Origin of the sequence: Oculatella sp. LEGE 06141 (assembly GCF_015207605.1) — a bacterium.
Taxonomy (GTDB): domain Bacteria; phylum Cyanobacteriota; class Cyanobacteriia; order Elainellales; family Elainellaceae; genus Oculatella.
Genome location: NZ_JADEWO010000002.1, coordinates 101,518 through 120,314 on the forward strand (window position 1 = coordinate 101,518; position 18,797 = coordinate 120,314).

Annotated in this window: 16 protein-coding genes; 8 read left to right on the forward strand and 8 right to left on the reverse strand. The window is 51.2% G+C overall.

Going from position 1 to position 18,797, the window contains the following annotated elements; translation table 11 throughout:
* Nucleotides 1-206: 206 nt before the first annotated feature.
* The 3 genes from pds to IQ268_RS02055 all read left to right on the forward strand — a co-directional run bounded on the left by pds (nt 207) and on the right by IQ268_RS02055 (nt 4,152).
* On the forward strand, nt 207-1,637 hold the full coding sequence (gene pds, locus IQ268_RS02045; protein WP_193875038.1) for a 15-cis-phytoene desaturase: 1,431 nt from the start codon (nt 207-209) through the stop codon (nt 1,635-1,637).
* 121 nt (nt 1,638-1,758) lie between these two features.
* Nucleotides 1,759-2,685 (forward strand): 15-cis-phytoene synthase CrtB, encoded by a 927-nt coding sequence (crtB, locus tag IQ268_RS02050; protein ID WP_193875040.1) that lies wholly within the window; start codon nt 1,759-1,761, stop codon nt 2,683-2,685.
* Nucleotides 2,686-2,778: 93 nt separating this feature from the next.
* Nucleotides 2,779-4,152 carry an aldehyde dehydrogenase family protein gene (locus IQ268_RS02055; RefSeq protein WP_193875042.1) on the forward strand — a complete coding sequence of 458 codons (1,374 nt, stop codon included), beginning with the start codon at nt 2,779-2,781 and terminating at the stop codon, nt 4,150-4,152.
* 56 nt (nt 4,153-4,208) lie between these two features.
* On the opposite strand, the gene IQ268_RS02060 is transcribed toward IQ268_RS02055, so the two are convergent.
* From IQ268_RS02060 to IQ268_RS02070, 3 genes are all read right to left on the reverse strand, one after another.
* The gene (locus tag IQ268_RS02060) at nt 4,209-5,219 is read right to left on the reverse strand and encodes a glycosyltransferase (RefSeq protein WP_193875044.1); all 1,011 of its coding nucleotides are present in this window, start codon (nt 5,217-5,219) and stop codon (nt 4,209-4,211) included.
* Between the two features lie 121 nt (nt 5,220-5,340).
* Nucleotides 5,341-6,327, reverse strand: coding sequence for a lysylphosphatidylglycerol synthase domain-containing protein (locus IQ268_RS02065; protein ID WP_193875046.1), 987 nt, complete (start codon nt 6,325-6,327; stop codon nt 5,341-5,343).
* A 6-nt stretch (nt 6,328-6,333) separates the two neighbouring features.
* Nucleotides 6,334-6,477, reverse strand: coding sequence for a hypothetical protein (locus tag IQ268_RS02070; RefSeq protein ID WP_193875048.1), 144 nt, complete (start codon nt 6,475-6,477; stop codon nt 6,334-6,336).
* A gap of 279 nt (nt 6,478-6,756) precedes the next feature.
* Here IQ268_RS02070 and IQ268_RS02075 point away from each other — a divergent pair, with 279 nt between their 5' ends.
* A complete protein-coding gene (locus IQ268_RS02075; RefSeq protein ID WP_193875058.1) occupies nt 6,757-8,349 on the forward strand; it encodes a glycosyltransferase family 39 protein in 1,593 nt (530 codons plus the stop codon).
* A 54-nt stretch (nt 8,350-8,403) separates the two neighbouring features.
* Here the strand turns inward: IQ268_RS02075 and IQ268_RS02080 are convergent, their stop codons facing one another.
* Entirely contained in the window at nt 8,404-9,123 is a 720-nt protein-coding gene (locus IQ268_RS02080; RefSeq protein ID WP_193875060.1) for a C40 family peptidase, read from the reverse strand.
* Between the two features lie 118 nt (nt 9,124-9,241).
* Here IQ268_RS02080 and IQ268_RS02085 point away from each other — a divergent pair, with 118 nt between their 5' ends.
* The 4 genes from IQ268_RS02085 to IQ268_RS02100 all read left to right on the forward strand — a co-directional run bounded on the left by IQ268_RS02085 (nt 9,242) and on the right by IQ268_RS02100 (nt 15,336).
* A complete protein-coding gene (locus IQ268_RS02085; protein WP_193875062.1) occupies nt 9,242-10,180 on the forward strand; it encodes a serine hydrolase in 939 nt (312 codons plus the stop codon).
* Nucleotides 10,181-10,295: 115 nt separating this feature from the next.
* Nucleotides 10,296-12,011: a glycosyltransferase family 39 protein gene (locus IQ268_RS02090; RefSeq protein ID WP_193875064.1), complete on the forward strand. Its 1,716-nt coding sequence runs from the start codon at nt 10,296-10,298 to the stop codon at nt 12,009-12,011.
* 408 nt (nt 12,012-12,419) lie between these two features.
* Entirely contained in the window at nt 12,420-12,860 is a 441-nt protein-coding gene (locus tag IQ268_RS02095) for a hypothetical protein (RefSeq protein WP_193875066.1), read from the forward strand.
* A 709-nt stretch (nt 12,861-13,569) separates the two neighbouring features.
* Nucleotides 13,570-15,336, forward strand: coding sequence for a right-handed parallel beta-helix repeat-containing protein (locus IQ268_RS02100; protein WP_193875068.1), 1,767 nt, complete (start codon nt 13,570-13,572; stop codon nt 15,334-15,336).
* A 102-nt stretch (nt 15,337-15,438) separates the two neighbouring features.
* On the opposite strand, the gene IQ268_RS02105 is transcribed toward IQ268_RS02100, so the two are convergent.
* From IQ268_RS02105 to tuf, 4 genes are all read right to left on the reverse strand, one after another.
* Nucleotides 15,439-16,176: a M15 family metallopeptidase gene (locus tag IQ268_RS02105; RefSeq protein WP_193875070.1), complete on the reverse strand. Its 738-nt coding sequence runs from the start codon at nt 16,174-16,176 to the stop codon at nt 15,439-15,441.
* Nucleotides 16,177-16,341: 165 nt separating this feature from the next.
* On the reverse strand, nt 16,342-16,980 hold the full coding sequence (locus IQ268_RS02110; RefSeq protein ID WP_193875072.1) for an LON peptidase substrate-binding domain-containing protein: 639 nt from the start codon (nt 16,978-16,980) through the stop codon (nt 16,342-16,344).
* Between the two features lie 152 nt (nt 16,981-17,132).
* On the reverse strand, nt 17,133-17,450 hold the full coding sequence (gene rpsJ, locus IQ268_RS02115) for a 30S ribosomal protein S10 (RefSeq protein ID WP_018399487.1): 318 nt from the start codon (nt 17,448-17,450) through the stop codon (nt 17,133-17,135).
* Between the two features lie 103 nt (nt 17,451-17,553).
* Entirely contained in the window at nt 17,554-18,783 is a 1,230-nt protein-coding gene (tuf, locus tag IQ268_RS02120) for an elongation factor Tu (protein ID WP_193875075.1), read from the reverse strand.
* Between the last annotated feature and the right edge of the window lie 14 nt (nt 18,784-18,797).

Genomic DNA, 18,797 nt, shown 5'->3' on the forward strand with positions numbered 1-18,797 from the left:
TTTAAAACGCCAAAATTGCCCTCCTGGGGGATACCTGGCTAACGGTTGCGATCGAACGTTGAGCCAAAAAACTGGCATAAACGCCCAGAAGAGCGTAACTTTGGAGGATAATTTACTGCTCTATGATGCCTGCGACAAAATGTAACAGTTTGCAACATATAATGAGAGCTAGTAGACGTAAGACTTCATAAGGACAATAGCGTTACATGCGAGTTGCGATCGCCGGAGCAGGGCTAGCGGGTCTTTCTTGTGCCAAGTATCTTACCGATGCTGGATACACTCCCATTGTGATTGAGCGTCAAGATGTGTTGGGGGGGAAAGTCGCTGCGTGGAAGGATGAAGACGGTGACTGGTACGAAACGGGGTTACATATTTTCTTCGGTGCCTATCCCAACATGTTGCAGCTCTTTAAAGAGCTAGAAATTGAAGATCGGTTGCAGTGGAAAGAACACACCATGATCTTCAACCAACCAGAGGCTCCGGGCACCTACTCCCGATTTGATTTTCCAGATCTTCCTGCCCCAATCAATGGCATTGTGGCTATTCTCCGCAACAACGATATGTTGACGTGGGATGAAAAAATTCGCTTTGGCATTGGCTTAATTCCGGCCATGATCAAAGGGCAGTCCTATGTTGAAGACATGGACAAGTATTCTTTCTCGGAGTGGCTCAAGCGGCAAAAGGTGCCGCCACGGGTGGAGAAGGAGGTGTTTATTGCCATGTCTAAGGCATTGAACTTCATCAATCCAGACGAAATTTCGTCCACCATTCTTTTAACGGCGCTGAACCGCTTCTTACAAGAAAAGCAAGGGTCGAAAATGGCCTTCCTCGATGGAGCGCCCCCCGAACGGTTATGTCAACCGATGGTGGATTACGTCACCGAACGAGGGGGCGAGGTGCGGCTGAATGCGCCACTGAAGGAAATTTTGCTCAACGACGATAACAGCGTTCGTGGGTTTCTGATTCGAGGGCTAAACGGCGCAGAAGATGAGATTTTGACTGCCGATCTCTATGTGTCTGCGATGCCCGTTGATCCATTTAAGGTAATGCTGCCTGCGGCGTGGCGCGAAATGGACTACTTCAAGAAGCTCAATGGATTGGAAGGGGTGCCTGTAATCAACCTGCACCTGTGGTTCGATCGCAAATTAACGGATGTCGATCATCTGTTGTTCTCGCGATCGCCCCTCCTGAGTGTGTACGCTGACATGAGCAATACTTGCCGGGGCTATGCCAGTCCCGATCGCTCTATGCTAGAACTGGTGCTGGCTCCGGCTAAAGACTGGATTAGCAAATCAGACGACGAGATTGTAGCTGCGACCATGACTGAGCTAGAGAAACTGTTCCCAATGCATTTTGGTACGGATAATCCTGCTAAGCTGCTGAAGTATAAAGTTGTCAAAACTCCGCGCTCGGTTTACAAAGCTACGCCGGGGCGGCAGCAGTGTCGTCCTTCGCAGTCTACTCCCATCTCCAATTTTTATTTAACTGGAGACTATACAATGCAACGTTACCTGGCAAGCATGGAGGGGGCCGTTCTTTCTGGTAAGCTGACAGCGCAGGCTATTAACAGTCGGCAGCCAGGGGTTAGTCAACAACCTTTGGCCCCAAATGCCATCGAGCCTGCTGTTAGCGGCTAACCATAGCCCGATCGTTGACACAAGGTTGACTCGGTTTTGCCGCTGGCTCTATCCCCCCGTGGCAGATAGCCGATAGACCAATCGCTGATAGCCTTAATAATGACCCCCAGATTGCAATGTAATGCTGCAACTGCCTGAATCCCCTCGCATAACCACCCTGGCTTCACTAGAAGACTCATACGAACTTTGCCGCCAAATTACGGCAGAATATTCCAAAACTTTCTATTTAGGTACGCTGCTAATGCCGGAGGCAAAGCGTCGGGCAATCTGGGCAATTTATGTCTGGTGCCGCCGTACTGATGAGCTGGTTGATGGCCCGCGAGCCGATCTGACAACCGATGCCACGCTCGATCATTGGGAACAAAATCTGGAGGCGCTGTTTGCAGGGCATCCGATGGATGATTTGGATGTGGCGCTAATTGATACGCTGGAACGGTTCCCGATGGATATTCAGCCGTTTCGCGATATGATCGCTGGCCAACGGATGGATCTCTATCGATCGCGCTATAGCACGTTTGAAGACTTAAACCTGTACTGTTACCGAGTTGCCGGAACGGTAGGGTTGATGTCGGCAGCGGTCATGGGTGTAGACCCTAATTCGGGTTCTACGCCCTGGCAAAGTCCCGAACGACGCAATCCTGAATCGGAGGCGATCGCCCTGGGGATTGCCAACCAGCTCACCAATATTTTGCGAGATGTAGGCGAGGATGCTCGTCGTGGTCGCATTTACATTCCGTTGGAAGATCTGGCGCAGTTTAACTACACCGAAGAAGACCTGCTGAATGGGGTGGTAGACGATCGCTGGCGTGAACTGATGCGCTTTCAAATTCAGCGGGCGCGGCAGTTTTATACCCAGGCCGAGTCGGGCATTGGCTCTCTCAGCCAAGATGCTCGGTTTCCGGTGTGGGCTGCCCTGATGCTGTATCGCAAAATCCTGGATGTGATCGAAGCAAACCAGTACGATGTATTCAGCCAGCGGGCGTACGTTCCCGGCTATCGCAAGTTCCTTTGTTTACCGATCGCGCGGTTAAGAGCCGAGGTGCTGTAGCCCGGTTTATGGCAACGAACTCAGTAGCGTGTGATTCAGCCAATGGTCAACAGAAGCCGTACAGTAAGTCCTGGTTGATTACAGGCTGAATCAATGTTGACCATTGTTAATCCCTCCACTGAGGATCGGGTTGAGCAACTTCCGGACGATACGGTTGTCACGATCGCCCACAAGGTAGAACAGGCCAAACATGCACAGGCGGCATGGGCAAATACTTCTTTAGCCGAGCGTATCCAGGTGATTCGCCGCTTTAATCAACTGCTAGTCGAGCAGGCAGAGGGGCTAGCCAGTTTACTGACGGCAGAAATGGGAAAGCCCATCACCCAGGCTCGTGCCGAAGTACAGGCGACAACGCAGCGTATTCCCTTTTTTCTGGAGCAGGTGGAGCGGGTTATCCAGACAGAGACGGTGCTAGCTGACCCCAATAGCGGACTGCGGGAGCAAATTAGCCATGAACCATTAGGCGTTGTTGCCAACATTTCGGCCTGGAACTATCCTTACTTTGTTGGCACCAATGTTTTTATTCCGGCACTGCTAACGGGAAACGCGGTGCTGTATAAGCCGTCCGAGTATGCCGCGTTGACTGGACAGGCGATCGCCCATCTCATGGGACAGGCCGGCGTGCCGGAGGGTGTGTTTCAACTCATCTTGGGCACCGGGGAGGTGGGGGCGCTACTGCTGGAGCATCCGCTCAACGGCGTTTTCTTCACTGGCTCCTATGCCACGGGCTGTAAGGTTGCAGCCGCTGCTTCACGGCACTTGATGAAAGTGCAGCTAGAACTGGGAGGCAAAGATCCGGCCTATGTCTGTGACGATGTAGACGTGGCGACAGTTGCGGCTGCCCTGGTCGATGGCACGTTTTATAACACCGGGCAGAGCTGTTGTGCGATCGAACGCATTTATGTTCACTACCGAATTTATCCAGAGTTTGTTGCCCACTTTGTCAAACGGGTGGAAGGCTTGCAGGTGGGCGATCCAACGCTAGAAACGACCTACATTGGGCCATTAGCCCGTCGCGCTCAGTTGCAGGTGTTGGAACATCAGATCGCGGATGCGGTTGCTAAGGGCGCTAAGCTGGCCGTGGGTGGATACCGTCTCGACCGACCGGGATACTTTTTTGCGCCAGCGGTGTTACTCGACACCACCCATGCCATGACGGTGATGCGAGAGGAGAGCTTTGGCCCTGTTATTGGCATTCAACCCGTGTCGGATGATGCAGAAGCGGTGCAGTTAATGAGCGATACGCCCTATGGTTTAACGGCAAGCGTTTACACTGCTCAGGAGAAGAGAGCCAGGGCAATTTTGCAGCAAATGAACAGCGGTACGGTTTACTGGAATTGTTGCGATCGCGTCAGTCCCCGGTTGCCCTGGTCGGGGCGAGGGCATTCTGGTGTCGGTCTAACGCTCTCCACCTATGGCATTCAGACATTTACCCAGCCCAAGGCGTGGCATTTGCGAACGAATTGAACTGGCCTGAGCCTCTCACTTTAATTTCACCCGGCTCGCGGAAGAGCGTTGCGGTTCTACATCGGTGGCATGGGTTTGTCTGCTCCGAGGACTTCCCGCACACGGTAAATAGGGCGATTCTGCGATTCGTGGTAGGTTCGCATCGATAGCTCTGCCAGTAGGCCAAAGCTAAAGAGCTGAACGCCCGTTAGAAACAGCACAACGGCCAGAATGAGCAGGGGGCGATCGCCAATGCTTTGTCCTAACCCCAGCTTGAGCACGGTGAGGTATAGGCCCGTAATCGTACCCAGAATCATACAAACCAGGCCAAATAGACCAAAGACATGCATAGGACGGGTCAAAAACTTCTTCATGAAAAAGATGGTTAGCAAGTCCATCAAAACGCGGAAGGTGCGCCCCAACCCATATTTGCTTTGCCCAAACTGCCGCGCATGGTGCAGTACTGGAAGCTCGGCAATGCGTGCGCCTTCAATAAATGCCAGTGCGGGCAAGAAGCGGTGCAATTCACCATACAGCTTCATGTCCATTACCAGCTCCGCTCGATACGCCTTGAGGGAGCAGCCATAGTCGTGCAACGATACCCCAGTCACTTTACCAATCAGCCAGTTGGCAATTTTGGACGGTAGGAGCCGGGTCAATGCGGCATCTTGCCGCTCTTTGCGCCAGCCGCTGACCAGGTCGTAGCCTTCGTCTAACTTGGCAAGCAGGCGGGGAATGTCGCTTGGGTCATTTTGCAAGTCGCCATCCAGGGTAATGATGACATCACCGCAGGCATAGTTGAACCCTGCCGCCATTGCTGGAGTTTGGCCATAGTTGCGGCGCAAGAGGACGGCTCTTAAGTAGGGGTAAACCTCGGTTTGCTGGCGCAAAATTTCGGTGGAGCCATCGCTGGAACCGTCATCGACGCAAATAACCTCATACGTCAGAGCGAGCGCATCAAGGTTGGTGGTGATGGCCTTGAGCAGGTGAGGTAGGCTTTCGGCTTCGTTGTAAATGGGCACAACGACGGAAAGAGCGGGGCGATCGGTATCTAGCGGGGCAAGTTGCTCATGCTTATCAACAACCATATAAGACAGCCTGATCAACGTGGGGCTTGATGCCGTGTGGTCAACGTTGCACCACACTGGCAGAACTTACATTATCAGGTATTGTTAAGCCAAATCCGGCCAAATCAAGCCAGTGCTGCAACTACGGTTTTGCCTCGCTCGACCCTTCGAGATTGGATTCGACCGGGGACATATTCCATTGGTCGTCCAGCCAGGCCATGCTCGCGCCGATCGCTTCTGCCAGGGTGCTGACCAGGCGATATAGTGCCACTGCACTGAGGACGCTTCCCGTTGAAAATTCGTGGTTGAGGAGGGCGATCGCCGTGGCCTCAAACACGCCAAGACCTCCCGGCGCACCGGGAACCACTAAGCCAACCAGCCACGCAATGCCAAAGGCGCTGATGATAGATGGGGTTTGTGCTAGCTGAACGGGCTGCAATGCCACAATGGTCAGTAAAAATCCGCTGCCGCGCAGCCCTAAGAAACCCAGTTCGCCCAGGAGCGGCAACAGCGGGTAGCGCTTGATCTGAAGCTGCTGACCATCGGTTGCGCCCTGCATCTTGGCTTTAACTCGGCTCAGATATCGCAAAATGGGGTTCAACACCCAGGGATGGATGCCCAACAGCACTGCGACAAGGCTAAACACCTGAATGCCCAGGTTCACCTGCTGGGTGGTTGCCAGCGCAATCATCAGGGCTGATGCGGCCATCAACAGCGGCTCCATCAACACGCTGAGCGTTGCAGCTCCGAGTGGGAAGCCCACGGCTCGAGCCGCGTTAACCCGACCGTAGAAGTGCCAGACGTTACCCGGCAGATATTTGGCGATGTTGGTTTTGAGGTACACCAAAACCCCCCAAACGCCGTTAGCAGGCTGATTTAACTCTCGCAGAATCCAGCTCCAGACCCAACCTGACCAGATGTGCGCCAGCAGTGTGACTCCGGTGGCGATCGCCAAACAAGCCCATCCGTTTTCGTCAATCCGAATGGCGGTTACTTCGCGCCAGTTATCCTTTAATGCCTTCACCAAAAATAACAGGGTGCCACCCAGAATAAACCAGCGCAGGTAAGGCTTAAATCGCTTTACGACCTGGTTTCCAGCAGCAATGAGCGGTCGAAGCTTGAGAGTCATAGGTCGCTAAATAGGCGGGTGAGCACAAACTGACATGGCGTTGCGAATGACGGTAGGAAAGCGGTAGGTTCCTTCCTGCTGTAGAGGCAACGTCCCCACAAAATTCACGCATCCCATCAGTAATGCCCAAACTGCATCGATTCGGGTCATTCACGCGGCATGACAGGACGGGGTGTGAGGCCGTCTTTAACTAGAAATACCAAACTTTAACGAGTAAATTCATCGGCGTTAGAACATCTTTATTGAATTATCAAACTGTATACTGAGCTATTCACACTGTCTTGATTAAAAAAGGCATTAAATCATGAAGGGCGAATAAGGTGTTAACAACTATAAAAATAAGAGACGAGATTTGTGTTGCGAAAATCTTATCCTTTGCCTCCATTGCAACACATGACTAATGTATGACTAATGTAATGACTATTTAGCATGAAGTTATCTCAGCTTGCCGCTCATTCAAGTGCAGTTCAATCGAATACAGTATTGCTTCGAGCCTGGTTAGTCATCACTATTGTTGTCATTATTGGTGTCTTTTTTCGGTTGGTCGATTTAGATTGGCGCGTACTGACGAATGATGAAACGTTAACGTTTTTGCGGATTTCGGGGTATTCAAAAAACGACCTGTTTACACAGGTTTTTAATGGGCAGGTTATTACACTTGGAGAGTTGCAACAGTATCAACGTCCCCATTTCGATCGCAGTCTGTTGGATGCCATTCGAGCCTTTGTCGGTCATCCCGAACACCCTCCTTTGTATTACTTAATGGCGCGATTTTGGGTGCAGTTGTTTGGCAGTTCGGTCGAAGGTTTAAGAAGTTTATCTGCTCTGATTAGTCTCCTGGCTCTTCCCTGTATTTACTGGCTCTGTCTGGAATTGTTTGGCTCGGCTCTGGTGGGTGGCATGGCGATCGCCCTGGTTGCAGTTTCTCCAATGCATCTTTTTCATGCCCAAAGCGCCCGCCAAAACAGTGCGTGGATTGTGATGATTTTGCTATCTAGCTGGCTGCTGCTGCGATCGATCCGGTTACGCACCCCGTCAAACTGGTGGCTGTATGCGGCAACGGTGGCGGTGGGCTTGTATACGCATCTTTTTTTCGGCTTTACCCTGCTGGGACATGGAATCTACGTCCTTTGGCTAGAGTCGGGTCGTCTGAGCCGGGTGGCGATCGCCTACCTCCGAGCGACCCTCATCGGCATCGTCGTGTTTACGCCCTGGATCGCTGTTATTGCTGTGCAGTGGCGCACCTTACCCAACCGCACGGCCAGAGATCTCCCTGTGCTTACACTGGTGCAACGCTGGGCCGTGAGCCTGAACGACGTGTTTTTCAATTTGGACGATCTGCGGGATGCTGCCCTGTTGGTTAATGGTGTAGCGTTGATGCTCGTGTTGCTGGTGGGCTATTCCCTCTACCTTCTCTGCCGTGATACGCCCAAACCTGTCTGGCTGTTTATTGTGATTCAAATTGCCGTGCCGCTGCTGCTGTTGATCGGGCCTGATCTGATCCTGGGGGGACAGCGATCGGCAACCGGACGTTATCTGATTCCAGCCTTTTTGGGAATGCAGTTAGCCGTTGCCTATTGCATGAGTGTTTGCATTACCACTGCTCGTTCGCGGATGGTGCCCCTGTACCTCTGCCGATCGCTGGTTGTTCTACTCATTTCCGGCGGAATCTTGACGGAACTGCTGTATCAAGGAGGGCCATTCAAAGCAGAACTCCGGCAGACGGCCTGGATTGCGAACCAGGCCGATCGCCCTTTGCTCATCAGCGATGCTGATGCGGGTATTACCGTGTTGCCACTGAGCTATCAGCTCAATCCTACGGTACAGTTACTTCTGGTTAAAGGAGAGATGACTCCCACCATTCCCGATCGCTTCACGGATGTGCTTTTGTTTCGACCGTCAGACGGATTAAAGACACGGTTACAGCAGCACAATTACCGTCTTGTGTCGGTTAAACCCAGCGCAGTGCTAGACGGCAAACTGTGGCGCGTTGAACCAGCGCTGCAACCTGTGGAGCGGTGAGCGGGGTTCATCAGGCGATCGTTCAATCTGGTTTACCCCCCTCTAAACCATGCTCTAAGAGAAACTGCTCACCACGCGACCCGCTCGGCGGAACTGTTGAAAATAGGCTCGGCTGATCTCGTCGCCCTCGGTGGATAGCGTATCAATGCCTATGCCGTTGCGTCCTTGGGCTTTGCCGGAACTGTGGATGTAGCATCTTTCACCCAGGTAAAGCCCCACATGAGTGGTTCGCTCTGGAGTGCCAAAAAAGACAAGGTCACCAGGGATAAGTGCCTCTAATGCAACGGGTTGGGTAAATGCCTCTTGTTGATAGGAGTCTCGGGGCACCCAAATGCCAGCGGATGCAAACGCCGTTTGCACTAAACCAGAACAGTCATAGTTGGGGCCAACCGTTCCACCCCATAGATAGTAATTCGGCTGCGACATCGTGGCGTAGGCGTAGGCAATCACGCTGGGAATCCGCGCCCGGATTTCTGCTTCTGTTAGGTCGATCGCCTCATATGGCGTTTCAGCCGGCTCGATTAAATCCAGATCTTCTAACGGTAGCCAGCCAGGATAGTTGTCCTCACATAATCTCACTTGCACTGCGGCTCCTGCCCCCTGCCCATCCGCATCGAACGGCAGCGATACGACGCGCAACTGGCGATTGGTTACTGCCTGGGTTGCTAATGCTGTCAGATCGGGTGAATCGTAAAGGTTGAGGTTGGCCTGACACTGGTATTCGACAGATTGATTGGACTGGACGGTTGTTTGTAGTTGGGAAAGCAAAACCATGATACAGAGACAAAAATCTTTAAATCACAAGGTAGGTCAGGCCGATTGAGCGTTCAGAACCAATGGTTACAATTGACAAGCCAAAGTTTAGCGTCTACATATCCTTTGAGGTTTGATCATGCCATTCTTTCAGCGAGATGAACAACTAGAACAGCTAGGCGATCGCCTCCTGGAAGCCACATGGTCAGAATTTCCAGGACTGGCTCGCAACCAAATTGCCCTGACCTGGGTTGTTTATGACGATCCGGTACCCGTGAATACGGGCGGTGCGCTAACACCGCATGAGTTCTGGCAACGTCCGGTGCGAGGATTTGCCTACCGGGGCGTTGAATGCATCTATCCGGCTAGCGTGGTCAAGCTGTTTTACCTGGTGGCCGTCTATGAGTGGCTTGAAAAGGGAATGGTGACCCAGTCGGACGAACTCGATCGCGCCATTCGAGACATGATCATCGACTCCAGTAACGACGCGACCAGCCTGGTTGTGGATGTGTTGACTGGAACCACCAGCGGTCCAGAGTTACCGTCTCCTCCCTTTGAAACCTGGAAAAACCAGCGCAACATGGTCAACCGCTACTTTCAGTCCTTTAACTGGGAAGAGCTAGAAACGATCAACGTCAACCAAAAAACCTGGTGTGATGGCCCCTATGGCAGAGAGCGGGCGTTTTTAGGGGAAACAATGGACAACCGCAATCGGTTGACTACCAATGCCACAGCGCGGTTATTGCACAGCATCATAGGAGGAGTGGCCGTGTCGGCGCGGCGATCGCAAACCATGATGGATTTAATGAAACGCAGTCTGCATCCGGCTGATTTGGCGGCTGATCCCGAAAATCAAGTGACTGGCTTCTTAGGAGCCGGATTGCCCCAAACGGCTCAACTGTGGTCGAAGGCGGGTTTAACGAGTCGCGTTCGCCATGATGCAGCCTACATTGAAATCCCAGACCATCGCCCTTATTTGTTGGTGGTCTTCACAGAAGATAAGCCCCACAGTCAAAATGAAGCCATCTTGCCCTTTGTGTCTCAACAAGTGGCGGCTGCGGTTCGTGGTTTGTCTTAATTTTTCTCTATTTTGGGGTAAAACTCTATTTTGAGGTAAAAGGCTCAGTGGCACACGTTTATTGGTCTTACGTCACTCAGCCTGGAACTGTCTGTCGCTCTGCCACTCACGATCAATGCCTGCGATATCGTTTTCTTCCCACTCTCTATCGAACCGCTTCCTACTGACCCTTGTCGGGTTATTGCTGCTGTGTGGTGTTCTGTTCTTTTGGCAACTGGATGGCTACACGCTGTTCAACATCACCGAAGCGAAACAAGCAGAAATTGCCCGCCAAATTTGGGTGCGACAGGATTGGATTACGCCGGTTTACAACGGCGACATTTATTTTGATAAACCGATTTTGCTGCACTGGTTGATTGCGATCGGGTTTCGGCTGTTTGGCTTAAACGAATGGGCGGTGCGGCTGCCGTCGGCGGTGTCGGCAACGGGTCTGGTTCTCATTACCTGGGGCTTTGTGGCACGGTTCGCCAACTCCCGCATTGCGCTTCTGGCGGCTACCATGCTGGCTGCCAATCCGTTTACTTTTGCTCTGGGGCGAACCGGACAGCACGACATGCTGCTGACGGTATTTATGACAGCAGCACTGTACTGCTGGTATTGGGCCTACAGCACGGGGCAACGCCAGGGGTATTTATGGTTTTTTGCCTGCCTGGGGCTGGCTGTTTTAGCGAAAGGGCCGCTGGCACTGGTGCTATGCAGTTTGGCGATCGCCGTTTTCTTAACCGCTGTAGGCCGCTGGCGTGAGCAATTCGCCACAGTGCCGTGGAGATGGGGACTCACCCTTTTTGGAGCCATTACCTTTCCCTGGTATCTCTTGGTGCTGTACGCGAACGGCTGGAATTTTGTTGATCAATCCTTCGTCTTTAACAATGTCGATCGCTTTGTTACGGCAAACTTAAATCAAGTCGGCCCCTGGTGGTACTATCTGCCCCTGCTGCTAGTTGGTTTTTTCCCCTGGGTGCTGCCGCTCCTCCAAACCCTGGTTCAAGCGCCTCGGCAGGGCTGGTTGCGGTTGCGCTACTGGCGGCACCAGGCACCCGCTCAGCAGATAGGTCTATTTATGACGATCTGGCTACTGACGGTGCTGGTTTTTATGAGCGTCGCCGCAACTAAACTGCCGTGGTACATCAATCCTGGATTCCCGGCATTGGCCTATCTTTGCGCTCAAGCGTGGGAACGGCAGATGGCTACGCCTGGTCGCTGGCAACAGTTGACACTCAAACTGACCGGGCTGGGTTATGTGCTGATGGCGATCGCCTTTCTGGTGCTGCCTCGCCTGTTGCCAAATGAGCCTGTGCTTCAAAGCATCCAAAACACAGGTGCCCTGTGGATACTGACCCTGATTCATGTAGGGGCGGCTGTTGCTGTATTCTTCAGCCTGCTGCGTGCCCAGGCGGTATGGGCATGGTGGGGAAGCCTGGTTGCCTTTAGTTGCGTGGCGTTAACCCTGGTGAGTTTAGTGTTGCCTGTTTTAGATGTTCAGGTGTTGGGTGGGCGTTTGTTGCCGCTGGCAGAGGTGTTGCAGCAAGAAACCTGTGAAGCCTGTGCAGATAGCCTGCCATCCGCCTTTGGAGTGGGCGATCCAAGTCTAAATTTCTATAGCCGTCTCAGCTATATCAAGCGTTTTGAAGAACCGTATGAGTTGGACATGGAACTTCAGCGGTCTCAGCGGTTGCTGCTCGTAACGAAAGAGTCCACCCTTGAGCACTTTGGGGTGAATCTCAGTTGTCACCAGCCGGATTATGTTTTTGATGACATTAAGCTGTTCATTGTGTCGCCAGACAGCGACTTCTCGCCAAATACCTGCGGACTGGCAGATGGCGATCGCTAACTCCCCCAGCCCCGGAGGGACTTCCGAACCGATTTTGTTTCAAAGTTCCCCAGACCTGGGAGCTTGCGCCTGCGGTAAGCCAGAACAAGGGTTGGCGATTTAGCAAAATGGGCAGTAGATTCGGGTAGGAAGCTGTACTCCAAAGTCTTGCATCTCACCATCGCTTAGAATGGAAAACCGACCCACCTAAACGTAAAGGCTTTGTTACTTCTCTAAGAGGATGTTTTAAATGTCCTATTGTTCGGTAGCCAAACGGTTGACATCTCCTAAATCCCCTTTTGAGGGAGGGGCGGTCAGCTCGGCAGATACCCAATGAACACGACAGGCCAGTTCTTAAACAGCCTCGAATCACCTTTAAACCACTCTTGACTTGCTCTAGATTTTGTCAGCCAACCTGGGAGAATAAGCATGCTGCTTTTTCGCAAATATACAGTTTGTGTTTCCGTCGTCACTGTTCTGAGTATTTTGGCAACGAGCTGTAGTGAAAGCAAAGTGTCCCAGTGCAATCAGCTCATTGAAATTGCGAACGGTGTCGTGACTGATGTCCAAACTGTCACTCAAACGGCCAAAGGCCCCCAAGACACTCAGGCAATGGAAAAAATAGCCAATACAACGGCTCAAGCTAGATCGGAAATGGAATCACTCCAGTTCGCAGACGAGCGCCTTCAAGCCTATCAAACCCGGTTCATCTCAATGTATTCGGATACGAGTCAGGCCACCAACGCGATGGTGACTGCCGTCAGTAGCCAGGATGCAGAGGCGGCACAGCAAGCATTTGATGCCCTCCAAGATGCCACCGAACGAGAGTCTCCGTTAGTAGAGGAAGTTAACACGTATTGCAATAACTGATTGCGCCAAATTGCATCTGTGGTATAGTGTTACGGAAATTTAATCGTTATACGGAATCCGTTTTACATGGGCTGGACATCAGGTTCATTGAGCCGAAGTGATTCTCCCAAGTCAAGCGGGTACGCGCCTCGTCATTTTCATTCAATAGAGTGTGAACCGGGTTGCGTGTATAACGTTATTCAGTCAGAGTAGAGCATCCCAGGAGCGTTATCTTTGGCTTGTTAGGAACGAGCACCTACACTATGCGAAGCAAACGATAAGCTCAATCCGGAGCGATCGTGTTCAGTCATGACGATGAATCAGCCTGATTCAGTAGCGTCGTTACTATTCATTACCCTGAAGATCTTGGAAAGAAGGACTATCCATCTTTTTGGTGTTGGGCTTGAATGGCAAGTCATTCAAGCTGTATCCCAACCTGGCTAGACGTTGAGTTAATTGGCATAGTGTGGTGTTGTCAGCACCAAGAATTCATCAAAACCTCACCTAAATGTGTTCGGAAGGTAAAGTTGTTCTCCAGATTGGGCATCCTATTGATAGCTAGCTGTTAACCAGAGACAACAATTCTACCAACCTAAATAGCAACATTTGTTGTGTGTTTGATTCAGCCATTCTGTAGCTGGGTCTGATTCAGTGTGCTGAAAAGTAAATCATTTCAACAGCGAGTAACTCAGGGTGTTCTACCAACTGAAGTTACTCAGAAGGATGAATAATGAGCGTTATCACAGTTACAAACACTGCGGATTTCGGGCAAGGATCACTACGAGATGCAATTAGTCAAGCTCAGGCAGGGGACACTATTAGGTTTGCTCCTAGCCTTGCCAATCAGACAATTGCTGTTACAGGGCGTCAACTTCACATCGATAAAGACCTCACAATTGATGGTGCCAATGCTCCCAATCTAAAAATCAGTGGTAACCAACGCAATCGAGTTTTTTTTGTTAGTCAGGCTGGCACAAATGGCGCAAAAGGTGGAAGGTTCACACTCAAGAACTTAACCGTTTCTGATGGTTTTATCGCCAATGATCGGGGTGGGGCGATCGACGTTAGAGACGGTGGCACCTTAACAGTAGACAACGTTCAGTTCTACAACAATGTGTCTAAGGCTGGGGCTATTTCGGCACGGAAAAATACAACTGTTACCGTCCTTAATAGCAAATTTGATGGCAACGATGGCGCTACTTTAAATACTGGTTTGGTCGGCGGTGTATCGCCGACCAGTGGTGCTATCAGCGTCTTGCATGAAAGCAAACTAACGGTCAAAAACAGCGAGTTCACCAACAACAAAGGAAATCATGGTGGAGCCGTTGGTGCCCTGTTTACCGAAACCCTGGTGGAAAACTCGACGTTCCTCAACAACATCGGCACCGGGTTTGGAGGCGGACTCTATGTTGATGGAGCCAGTGTGCCGACAAAAGACAAGTACATGGCAGAAGGGAAATCCCAAAATACTCCAGGTCGCAACATTGTAGTTCGCAATAGCCGATTTGAGGGCAATAGTGCCGTTGCTTTTGGGGGCGGTATTGCTATCTGGGGATATGACCATGACTACGTCACGATCGAAGACAGTACGATTGTGAAAAATGAGGTCAGCAAGGCACCTAATGGCACCTCGAAAGGCGGTGGAATTCGACTGTCTGGTTTTACCAACATCAAAAATACCGTCATTTCCAACAACACATCGCAGTCAGAAGGCGGTGGCTTGTGGTTTGACGGAGGCGTACCCATTAACGTTACCGACAGCCAATTTTCTGGCAACAAGGCGGCTGGCTCGGACGGCAACGGGTCTGGTGGTGCCATCTACAACGGTCTGTGGAATTCCCAAATTAACGTCAGCAATACCAACTTTAATGGGAACTTTGCCGGCAGTGATGCAGGTGCTATTTTTACGCTGCATCGCAAATCAGCCAGTATCAAGAACTCTATCTTTGATGGCAACACGGCTGGCAATGGCTCTCTAAATCAGCAATCCAATATGGATGTGTTTGGCGGTGCAGCAAATAATTATCTGCGATCGCCCAACAAAACGCTGATTCAAGGCGACAACTTGAGTAACGAACTCAAAGGTGGAGGCGGTAGCGATCGCTTGCATGGCGGTGATGGCAACGATTCACTGTTCGGCGGCGGTGGCGATGATGTGCTAATCGGCGGTAAAGGCAATGATATTCTGATGGGTCAAGATGGAAATGATGTGTTGGTCAGCACCTCAGGACAAGATAGCCTCACTGGCGGAGCCGGAAAGGATACCTTCGTCATCAATAATACAGACGGCTATGCCATCCTGAAGGACTTTAAGCGAGTAAACGATATCCTTCAACTACCGGGAACGGCGGCTAACTATAACCTGTCTGCAACCACTAAAAATGGGGCATCTGGTGTCGGTGTTTTCAACGAGCAAAATGGCAACCTCGTAGCCTTCATTGAAAACGCTCCATTGAATGTATTGAGCCTGACTGCAAACTACGTTAAGTACGTTTAAGGTTCAGACTCCATCACCGTTAAGCCTCCACTGAGGCCAATCTAAGACCATAACGCAGCACTCCTTTGATCTCAAACTTCTATCTCAAAAGGGTGCTGCGTTTCATACCATGCCGTAGCGGGCAACCGATGCTTTATCAAGAGATTCCTGCTGGACGAGCCAGACCCACATCTGATCGCCCTGCGAAAAGTGCCACCATTCATTGGGATGCTGCTGAAATCCTGCCGCAGTCATGATGCGGTACAAAATTTGACGATTGTGATCAAAGTACGATCGCTGCGCTGCTTCTATAGTGCAGTGAGGTTCTGCTTTCGCCCATTGAGCCGCTGCAAAGTGATTGGGATAGGAGCGCTCGGACAGTTCATCTATGGGAGATCCCATATCAATCGGGATACCGACTGCGTCTACTAAAGTGATATCGATCGCGGCACCCGTGCTGTGAGGTGGCGGTGTTGCCGGGTTGTTACTTGGAACGGCCCAAAATTGATAAACCCGATCTAGAATCTCGGAACGCTGAGCAGTGGTTAATTGATCTGGCTCCAGCCCACAGGTTCGAACCGTTTCTTGAAAGGTATGGTCCACCATGAACTGCTGCACTGCAATGGGGCGATAAGCATCAAAGATTTGAATTCGCCAACCGGGATACCACTCCTGCAATTGTGCCTGGGCGGTCATCAACGAGTGGAGTACACCCTCGCGCAGGAAATAGGGCGATCGCGCCCCATAAGGTGCCGCTAATTTGACGTAAGGATGGGGCTGCTGTGCCGCAAATACATTGAGCGGAATCGGAACCAGCGGTTCGCCACATTCTACAATCGGTATAGCCTGATAAGGTTTCATACAGGGTCAATGCGGGGGTGGAACGGTGAGGTCGGTAGAACCCAACCCAGGATCGCCGCTTCCATTCAACGCAAAAGCGGAAGGAAGGTTAAAGAACCACACAGGCTCCGTTACTCTTACTCCCGCTTATATCATGTTTGGAGGTGACGTTGTGAAACGCCCAACCTACTTCAGTGCATCCTTGAGCGCGGTACGAGCAGCTAAATGGTTGCGAGTGGAGGTCAAAATTTCTGCCTCGCGCTCTAACCTCGCCGATGTATCCTGCATCTCCAGTAAAGACTGTTGTTCCGGTGCAGCACCATAGAGATTACCCGCAACCCAATAAGACAACTCAACTGGTAGATCGGGAATATCGTCTGGCAGTTCGATCTCCTGCCCGGTCAGCTTTGCCGATAACCGTACAACATCTCGAAGCAACTGATCAACATCGACAGCTAACCCACTTAAGTCTTGCTCCGTGGGGGCATCTTCAATCCATTCAACCAAACCAACGTAATAAGGACGTTCTCGAACATACTCCAGAACACGGAATCGTTGTTGCCCAACCGTCATGACCTTCATACGGTCATCGGGCAACCGCTGATGATGAACGATTTCTGCACAACAACCAATCGCTGCTGCCTTGCCTTCAACTGGATCGAACATCAACACCCCAAACCGCCCATCGCTTTGAAGGATGGTGTTCATCATAATCCGGTAGCGGAATTCAAAGATATGCAGTGGCAACCGCTTTCCCGGAAACAAAACCACTTCAGGTAATGGAAAAAGAGGAAGCTCTCGAACAGCAACCGATGAAGATGTCATTACTACCTTGATCCCTACGGGGATACAACACGTCTGAACCCGGCTCTATCGATCGCTTTCGTGATAGGCCAGAAAACTATCTACAGCAAATTGTTACACTCTAAGTGTATCGTATTGTATCGATTGCTTAAGCGGGTACCATCAGGATTTTGTTAAAGCTTTACTTCGATATCCACACCGGCAGGGAGATCCAGCTTCATCAATGCATCAATGGTTTTGGATGATGGTTGATAAATATCAATAATGCGGCGGTGGGTACGAGTTTCAAAGTGTTCGCGCGAGTCTTTATCCACGTGGGGCGATCGCAAGACACAATAAATTCGCCGCTTCGTTGGGAGTGGAATCGGGCCGATCGCCGTAGCATTTGTTCGATTGGCTGTATCAACGATCTTTTCACAGGACGTATCTAGAAGTCGGCGGTCAAATGCCTTCAGACGAATGCGGATTTTTTGTTGCTGAATCGTTGCCATAAGAAACTAACTCAAATTGTCCAGGTTCAGTTGAAGAGAGGATTCATAAGAATCAGCAGTCATCATAGACGATGACTGCTGACCATCAACAGTTAGTAACTAACTATTTTAGGATTTTGGAGACAACGCCCGCCCCAATGGTACGGCCACCTTCACGGATAGCAAAGCGCATTCCCTGCTCAATGGCGATCGGGCTAATCAGCTCAACCGTCATTTTCACACGGTCACCGGGCATCACCATCTCAGCATCACTGCCGTCATCTGCCGTAAACGCTTTGATGGTACCAGTCACATCGGTGGTTCGAACGTAAAACTGGGGACGATAACCGGGGAAGAAAGGCGTCTTGCGTCCACCTTCTTCTTGCTTGAGAACGTAAACTTCGCTCTCAAACTGAGTATGGGGAGTGATTGAACCAGGTTTAGCAATGACCATACCCCGTTCAATGTCGGCCTTCTGCATTCCGCGAAGCAACAGACCCGCATTATCACCAGCCATTCCTTCCTCAAGACTCTTTTTGAACATCTCGATTCCGGTAACCGTCGTGCTGCGAGTATCGCGAAGGCCAACCAGTTCAACCGTCTCGCCAACTTTGACCTTACCCCGCTCAATCCGGCCAGTAGCAACCGTTCCTCGACCTGTAATGGAGAACACGTCCTCTACCGCCATCAGGAAGGGCTTATCTACATCCCGCTCAGGAGTTGGAATGTAAGCATCAACCTCATCCATGAGCTTGTAAATCTTATCAACCCACTCGTTTTCGCCCTTCACAATTTTGGGACTGGAAGCGAGAGCTTCTAGCGCCTGAAGAGCGGAACCAGAGACAACAGGAATGTCGTCTCCTGGGAAATCATAGGAACTGAGCAGTTCACGGACTTCCAGCTCAACCAGTTCAAGCAGTTCATCGTCATCAACCTGGTCTTGCTTGTTCAGGAAGACAACAATGTTAGGAACTCCAACCTGCTTCGCTAGAAGGATATGCTCACGCGTCTGGGGCATGGGACCGTCAGCCGCAGAAACCACCAGGATCGCACCATCCATTTGAGCCGCACCCGTGATCATGTTCTTCACATAGTCAGCGTGGCCTGGACAGTCTACGTGGGCATAGTGGCGATTGGTTGTCTCGTACTCCACGTGAGCCGTATTGATCGTAATCCCTCTGGCTTTTTCCTCAGGAGCCGCGTCAATCTCATCATATTTTCTAGCTTGAGCCTGCCCCAGAGCAGCCAAAGTCATCGTGATTGCGGCTGTCAGGGTTGTTTTACCGTGGTCAACGTGACCGATGGTACCGATATTGACGTGAGGTTTGGTCCTTTCAAACTTTGCGCGTGCCATGAATCTACTTCTTC

Bases quoted from the DNA above. Each gene is read 5' to 3' on its own strand.
- pds (WP_193875038.1), top strand. From the start codon at position 207: ATGCGAGTTGCGATCGCCGGAGCAGGGCTAGCGGGTCTTTCTTGTGCC.
- crtB (WP_193875040.1), top strand. From the start codon at position 1,759: ATGCTGCAACTGCCTGAATCCCCTCGCATAACCACCCTGGCTTCACTA.
- IQ268_RS02055 (WP_193875042.1), top strand. From the start codon at position 2,779: ATGTTGACCATTGTTAATCCCTCCACTGAGGATCGGGTTGAGCAACTT.
- IQ268_RS02060 (WP_193875044.1), bottom strand. From the start codon at position 5,219: ATGGTTGTTGATAAGCATGAGCAACTTGCCCCGCTAGATACCGATCGC.
- IQ268_RS02065 (WP_193875046.1), bottom strand. From the start codon at position 6,327: ATGACTCTCAAGCTTCGACCGCTCATTGCTGCTGGAAACCAGGTCGTA.
- IQ268_RS02070 (WP_193875048.1), bottom strand. From the start codon at position 6,477: ATGACCCGAATCGATGCAGTTTGGGCATTACTGATGGGATGCGTGAAT.
- IQ268_RS02075 (WP_193875058.1), top strand. From the start codon at position 6,757: ATGAAGTTATCTCAGCTTGCCGCTCATTCAAGTGCAGTTCAATCGAAT.
- IQ268_RS02080 (WP_193875060.1), bottom strand. From the start codon at position 9,123: ATGGTTTTGCTTTCCCAACTACAAACAACCGTCCAGTCCAATCAATCT.
- IQ268_RS02085 (WP_193875062.1), top strand. From the start codon at position 9,242: ATGCCATTCTTTCAGCGAGATGAACAACTAGAACAGCTAGGCGATCGC.
- IQ268_RS02090 (WP_193875064.1), top strand. From the start codon at position 10,296: ATGCCTGCGATATCGTTTTCTTCCCACTCTCTATCGAACCGCTTCCTA.
- IQ268_RS02095 (WP_193875066.1), top strand. From the start codon at position 12,420: ATGCTGCTTTTTCGCAAATATACAGTTTGTGTTTCCGTCGTCACTGTT.
- IQ268_RS02100 (WP_193875068.1), top strand. From the start codon at position 13,570: ATGAGCGTTATCACAGTTACAAACACTGCGGATTTCGGGCAAGGATCA.
- IQ268_RS02105 (WP_193875070.1), bottom strand. From the start codon at position 16,176: ATGAAACCTTATCAGGCTATACCGATTGTAGAATGTGGCGAACCGCTG.
- IQ268_RS02110 (WP_193875072.1), bottom strand. From the start codon at position 16,980: ATGACATCTTCATCGGTTGCTGTTCGAGAGCTTCCTCTTTTTCCATTA.
- rpsJ (WP_018399487.1), bottom strand. From the start codon at position 17,450: ATGGCAACGATTCAGCAACAAAAAATCCGCATTCGTCTGAAGGCATTT.
- tuf (WP_193875075.1), bottom strand. From the start codon at position 18,783: ATGGCACGCGCAAAGTTTGAAAGGACCAAACCTCACGTCAATATCGGT.